Origin of the sequence: Anaeromassilibacillus sp. D41t1_190614_C2 (assembly GCF_015558525.1) — a bacterium.
Lineage (GTDB): Bacteria > Bacillota > Clostridia > Oscillospirales > Acutalibacteraceae > Anaeromassilibacillus > Anaeromassilibacillus stercoravium.
The window spans coordinates 1-6,125 of the sequence record NZ_JADMOD010000031.1 but is presented as its reverse complement, the minus strand read 5'-3'; the positions used below and the strand labels follow the sequence as shown (position 1 = coordinate 6,125).

Annotated in this window: 2 protein-coding genes; both read right to left on the bottom strand. The window is 54.8% G+C overall.

Going from position 1 to position 6,125, the window contains the following annotated elements:
• Positions 1 to 5,033, bottom strand: a 5,033-nt coding sequence (locus I2G69_RS13930; protein ID WP_195560985.1) for an MGH1-like glycoside hydrolase domain-containing protein, incomplete at its 3' end; no start/stop codon positions are given.
• A gap of 426 nt (positions 5,034 to 5,459) precedes the next feature.
• Positions 5,460 to 6,125 (bottom strand): FIVAR domain-containing protein (locus I2G69_RS13925; protein ID WP_195560984.1); only part of this gene is annotated, 666 nt, incomplete at its 5' end.

Below are 6,125 nucleotides of genomic sequence, written 5' to 3'. Positions count from 1 at the left end.
TGCTCCAGGACAGCTCCCAGGATGCTCTTATCCACGCTTGTGAACGTGAAGCGCAGGGTCGTGCCCTCGTTCGGCATCGTGAAGGTATACGTGCAGCCGTCCGCTGCAAACTCGATGTCCTCGCCGTTGAGCTGCGCTCCGGAGAACGCGCCCTTGGTCGGGGTGAAGGTGAAGACCAGCTCTTCGCCCGGCTGTACCTTTGCGCCGTAGATCGCATCGGAAGAAATGATCTCTTCTGCATTGCCCTCGACGCTCATCGATGCGTTGCCACCCCACTGTACCGTCAGAAGGCGATCTTCCACCGCAAGCGGATTGAGGGTAAACCAATTCAAATTTGTCCCGGAATTCTGGTAGCGGAACTCCAATGTATGCGCTCCCTCTTCCAGGAAAACCGGTTCTTCCATCACGAAGGTGTCCCAAGTTTGCCATGCGCCGGTCTGTACAGGCTGGCTGAACAGCGCGACCGGTTCATCATCCACCAGAATCTCCATCTGCGGGTCCACTTCGTTCATCGCCGCCATACGGAAGCTCAACTGGTAAGGAGCGGACTGTTCCACCTGGATCTGATAGAGCAGCCATTCCCCAGCATTGAGGGAGCCGACATTTTGGCCGCCTTCTCCGCAGTCCTCTACGTTTGCCGCTGTACTCTTCTGCGTATAGTCCTCTGCTTCGATCTGCGTCTCGCCTTCTGCTTGTACGTTCTGCCAGATGGATTCATCGATATCCTGGAGCGTGGCCGCGGCCAAAATAATGCTTCCGCCGTTGCCGCTCGTCGTATAGGATTCCTCGGTCGTAAAGCGGATAGTAATCTTGTCATCCGGGCTTGCCGCTTTGAAATTGATGTCAAATGCACGGAAGCTGTTGATATCCAAGGTATTCTGGTTCACCGTAACATTGTCGCGGAACATCACTTGGCCGTTAATCAGCAGTTCCACAATGCCCTTTGCCTTATAGCATCCTGCATAGACCTTTACCTTCTGCATGTTTTCGCTATACGGCAGATCAAATGTAAATCCATTGCCAATAAACTTGGAGACAATTGCGCCGACATTCTGCGGCTTCAAGCCCTCTGCTACGTCCGATTCCTCATAGACGTATATAAAGGGCGCGTCCCCTGTGACTTCCGTATAGCCGTCGTCCAGATGGACAAAGTTGGTGATAAACGGCTCGGCGATATTTTTCCTTGCATATTCGGTGTCTTCCTTGCTGCAGAACTGAACCCAATCCTTGGTTCCCTCTTCTGTCAGATTCAATGTTGCACGGATCGGGTAGGAAGAACCGCTCACATAGGCGTCTGTCTCCGGATTTGACGCAAGGACGGTCGCGGGCTGATCCACCTGTACCTGGGCATCGTTGTACACGGCCTGTATGGTCAGGGTGGCCTCCCGGTCCTCCATCGGATACACCGGACGATTGACCGACCCATCCGCCATGATTCCCAGACGCCCGTCCGCTGTACTGGATGTAACGGTCAGCGCGCTGCCGTAGATCGGGCCCGTCACTTGGAAATTCAGGGCGCCGCTGATATGCTCGAAATCCGGATTGCCATTGAGGAGCTCCGGCAATGCGGCCTGAACATCCGCCCTTGCGCGGTCCTCGTCCGTGGTGCCCGCCGGCTCCGGCACGACGCTGGACACCTGGCTCTTGTTGCTCTCCTCGCCATTTTGGATGGTGCTGACCGCGACATAATACCGCTGGTAGTTTTCGAGGCCGTCCACGGTGTAGGGAAGCGCGTCCACAACATAGCTCTGAGACCAATCGCCTTCGCTGGTCCCGAGATAAATCACATACTGCTCATACGCTTCATCGGGAACATCCACCGTCAACGAACCGTCGCCGCCTTCCACCTGAATGGAGGCCGGAGGCTTCGGGATCATGCGCCCGCCTTCCTCCAACACAATCCCCTTGAGGGAGATCTGCGCGTCGGAGCTGTTCGTATTGATGCGGTATTCCACATAGAGGTTTCTGCCGTCGCCCGCTGCGCGATAGGGGATTTCCAACAGATAGGTCTTTTCCGCATCTCCCGCGGCGATCTGCTGGCTGACAGACGGCTGTGATGCGTCGGAAATCCATGCGGTCAATGTCGCTGTGGCGTTCTTCACGCCAACCAAAACCTTCATCGTCCGCAAGCCGTTGTCCGCCGGGGCCATCATCATGAAGCCCTCTTCCCCATCGGCATTGCTCTCTTTCACAAGCGCCTGCGCGCCGTCAAAGCCGAGGGACTGCATAAAGGCGTCGTCCTGAACCGTCAGGTTGGAGCGATAGCCGATCGAATTGATGTTGTAAAGAAGGCCATTTTTGCTGACGCGGTTTTGAATGCCGTCGGTGATGCTGGCGTCTTCTTCCGCGGAGAATACGACGTAATCCAGCGCGTTTTGATCCAGCGCCTCTTTCGTGAGCGCCTCTTCCACGCCGGTCAGCTGCTCCGCATCCGCCATCATCATATACGGCTCTTCGTCCGCATCGCCCGTGCCGGGGATGACAAAGCTGCTCTGCCCAGCCGGTACTTCCAATGCATGGAACTCGCCGCCGTTGCGGACATTGAGCGTCAGGGGGCGTTCCGCTTCCACGGTAATTTCAACAGCCGAAGAAGCGTTCGTGCGCTCCGCAGCATGCAGCGATACGCGGTTCACATTCAGATCGTTGTCGCGCATCCAAAGGTTTTCAATCCCGTTGGCCTCGGTGAGGTGGATGTCCCAATTGATGGTATCGTGAGGGCCGTCAAGCGTTACGCCTAGGATATCCTCAATCACAATTCCGATCGCCAGGCAGCCGGTCCATCCGACAAAGTTCGGGCGGCTGTTGCCGTCATCCTGTTTCGTGGTGGCGGGCCGTGTGTAATCCGGGGAATAGCATTCCCAGAACGTATGCTGGCCGTTATAGCCTTTTTCGTATACCCGGCACAGGTTATTCACATGGCGGATCGATTCCTCAAAGGCCACATCACTGTAGCCATACTCGCTCAAGCCCTTGATATACTGATAAGAGGCGGGTGCCCAGACGCTGCCATTCCAGTATTTTCCCTTCGGGCGGAAGGCCGGGTCGTCGTAGCTGGCGGTCGACAGGCCGTTCGGACGGAACATCCTTTCCGAATTCAACGCATAATCTTCCACCAAGCTCTCGGCGCGCTCCGGTGTTGCAACATGTGCGGCAAGCGCCCACAGGCCCGTCGGTGTTGCAACATTGGTCTGCGTCACGCCGTCGGGGGCAAGGTTGAAATAGAACCCCAGCTCGTCCGACCAGAGCTTTTCATTGATCAACCCGGAAAGGCGCTCAAACTCCTGCCGGAAATGCTCTGCCTGCTCGGTCTCGCCGATTTCCTCGGCAATCAAGGCGAGGTAATATGCAAACTGCGCCTCTTGAATGCTCAGGTCGTTATAGGTCTGCTCGCCCTTGCCGGCGGTAGCCGTCACCCACGGCCAATCCTGGTTGGGGGTGTCGTCAAACCCGTTGGCGTCGCCGCTGGTCTTTCCATAGAGGCCGCTGGCCATCTTCTTTTCCCGGTCAATAAATTCATAATGGGCAACCAGACGCTCAAAAATGGTCTTCGGCTGCTGCCCAGGCCCTTGGATAACGGTGGTAAAACGGGACTTATCCCCATGGACCTTATACTGCTCCCACTCTGCCCAAGCCCATAGCGGCGGGTTCAAACCGGTGACATCCGCATAGTCGTAGTAGGTCGTGCCGTTGTTTTCATAGCGCTTGCGGAAAATATACCCGTCGCCGTTAAAAAGCACATCGGAGCTGCTGTAGCAGTTATCGACCACCGGGGAACCTTCGCGCACAAGGCCCACGAGACCGCCCACATAATTGCGTCCCTCTACCGAACAGTTGACGCTGTAGCAGTTGCCGACCACGCTGCCGCTTTCCAGCATACCGACCACGCCGCCGGCGACATTGTTATTCTTATTGGCCATGCCATTCGTGAGGAAATCGACGCACTTGAGCTTGGAATCCCGCACAAAGCAGTTCAGGATCGACGCATTGACTTTTGCCTGTCCTGCAATAACGCCGCTGTTCTGCTCGCAGTAGATTTCCGCATCCACAACGCCGACATTTTTCACCGTGCCGCCCTCGACAAATCCGAACAGGCCCTGTGTCATCTCATCGGTATCGATGCGCATACCGGTGACGGTATGGAAGCCGCCGTCGAAGGTCCCGCGGAACTTATTCTCTTCGCTGCCAACCGGCGTGTGGTTGTTTTCCCCGGTCAAAACCAGGTCGTTCGTCAGAAGATAGAACTTCCCTTCCGTGTCTTCTTCCCCGCTGTTGACACGGCGCGCGAGCTCTTCCAAGTCTGCCACGCTAGTGATGCGGTAGGGGTTTTCTTCGCTGCCGTCGCCTGCAAAGGATAGGGCCTCTGGTTCAGAATACGGCTCCGCAGCGAAAACGGGATAGCCGTTGTTCTCCTGGCCTTCATCCGGTTTCCACTCGACATAGGCTGTATTGCCCTGCCGGTTTTCGTTGAGCTGGTCCACAAAGGCCTGTTCTTTCATCTCCGTATCCGACAGGCCTGTTGTATCGTTTTCCGGCTTTTGCCCCACGCCATTGTTGTGATGTTTGCGTGTGTTGTCGTAGTAGCTGTTGTTGATGGAGCCGGCCCAGAACGCGCCTACGACTTCCGCCACTTCATACATTTCACTTTCGTACTGGCTATAGTAAAAATTATCCAGGGAGTTCAATGTGGGGAACTGGTTATATCCATATTTATCAAACATCATCATAAACATGGTATCCCAGGCATAGATCTCCTCATTGAACGCTTCGTCCACAAAATAGACGTCGTTGGGGTTGATGCTGGTGGAAGCTTTCTTGATGTTGTTTTTATGGGTGTGCCATGCTTCTTCATAGAGAGCCTGCCATTCCGGATGCTCCGAAAAATACACCTTTGGCAAGTCGTCCATGTCAATCTCATAGCCGCCCGCTACAATCTCCGGCTCTTCGGCCGCACCCCACGCTGTGCTGACAGGGGCCATTCCCAAAAGCATGGTTGCTGATAAGAGCAGCGCCAATATACGATTCCTTTTTTCCATTTCTCTCCTCTCTTTCTACACATATGCATCTTCCTATCCGCTAAATTTCATTTGGAACCAAAGCACCCCTCCCTCTTTATGAAGTATTTTCATTGGCAGACGTTCTATTATATGGATGATTATAATATAATTTTTTCACTATATGACAATTTTTAAGAAATAAATTAACAATTTTAAAGAAATTGAAAAATATAAAAAGCCCCTGCGTCGGAAAACCCCGGACAGGAGCAAGCGAAAAACTTCCTAAAGGCAGGCGAACTCATTGTTCTACATTTAGATGTGAAAAAAGCAGAGAATTATAGAAAGGGCCCCAACCCTGGGAACTCCCGGGGTTGGGGCCTTGCTGTTCTCGGGAAGAAGCCTTCCCTTTTATTTTGTTGTTTCCGATCTGCCAATCAGACGCACAACATTTGTCTACGAAAGCACTTAGCCAATGGTCACCGCACAATGCTTGACCGCGTTCTGGCCCGGCAGGGTCGTATAAACGCCCGTGCTCTGGCCCGGCGTGCCGGTGGCATAGACTCTGTAATAGTAGTCATTGCCGATTCTTGCTACAAACTGCGTCTTCAGCACATCGCCGTTGCCAACCGTGAAGCTCGGCACCATGTTGTTGCCGTTGACAACCGTCATCTTGAAGCAGTATGCCTGGCCATGCTTCAGCGTGAAGTTGACCGTCGTGTCGGAAACCACATACGCCTTCTGGCTGGCCACGCCCTGGGCTGCGGATACAACGCCCGCTGCGCCGTATGCGTTGCCAACATTGGCAGACGTGCTGCCCTTGCCGCTGTTGCCCATGCCCGGCTTCTCCGCCTTGACCAGGTTATTCGCGGCAGCTTCCAGGTTGGTATATGCCTTTGCGACCGCCTGCTCGTCTGCATTCGCATCCGCGGCAACCGTCTTCGCAATGCTCAATGCCGCCTTAAAGGCTGCCACGCTGCGGTCGGTGTAGCCGTCCAGATCCTTCTGCTCCATCTCGGCGATCAGCTTGTTCAGCTCATCTCTGCTCGGGATCTTGCGCAGGGCTGCCATCGCTCTCGTCAGGGCCTCGGCCTTTGCATCCACGTCGGCCTGGTCTGCATTCGCATTCGCGAG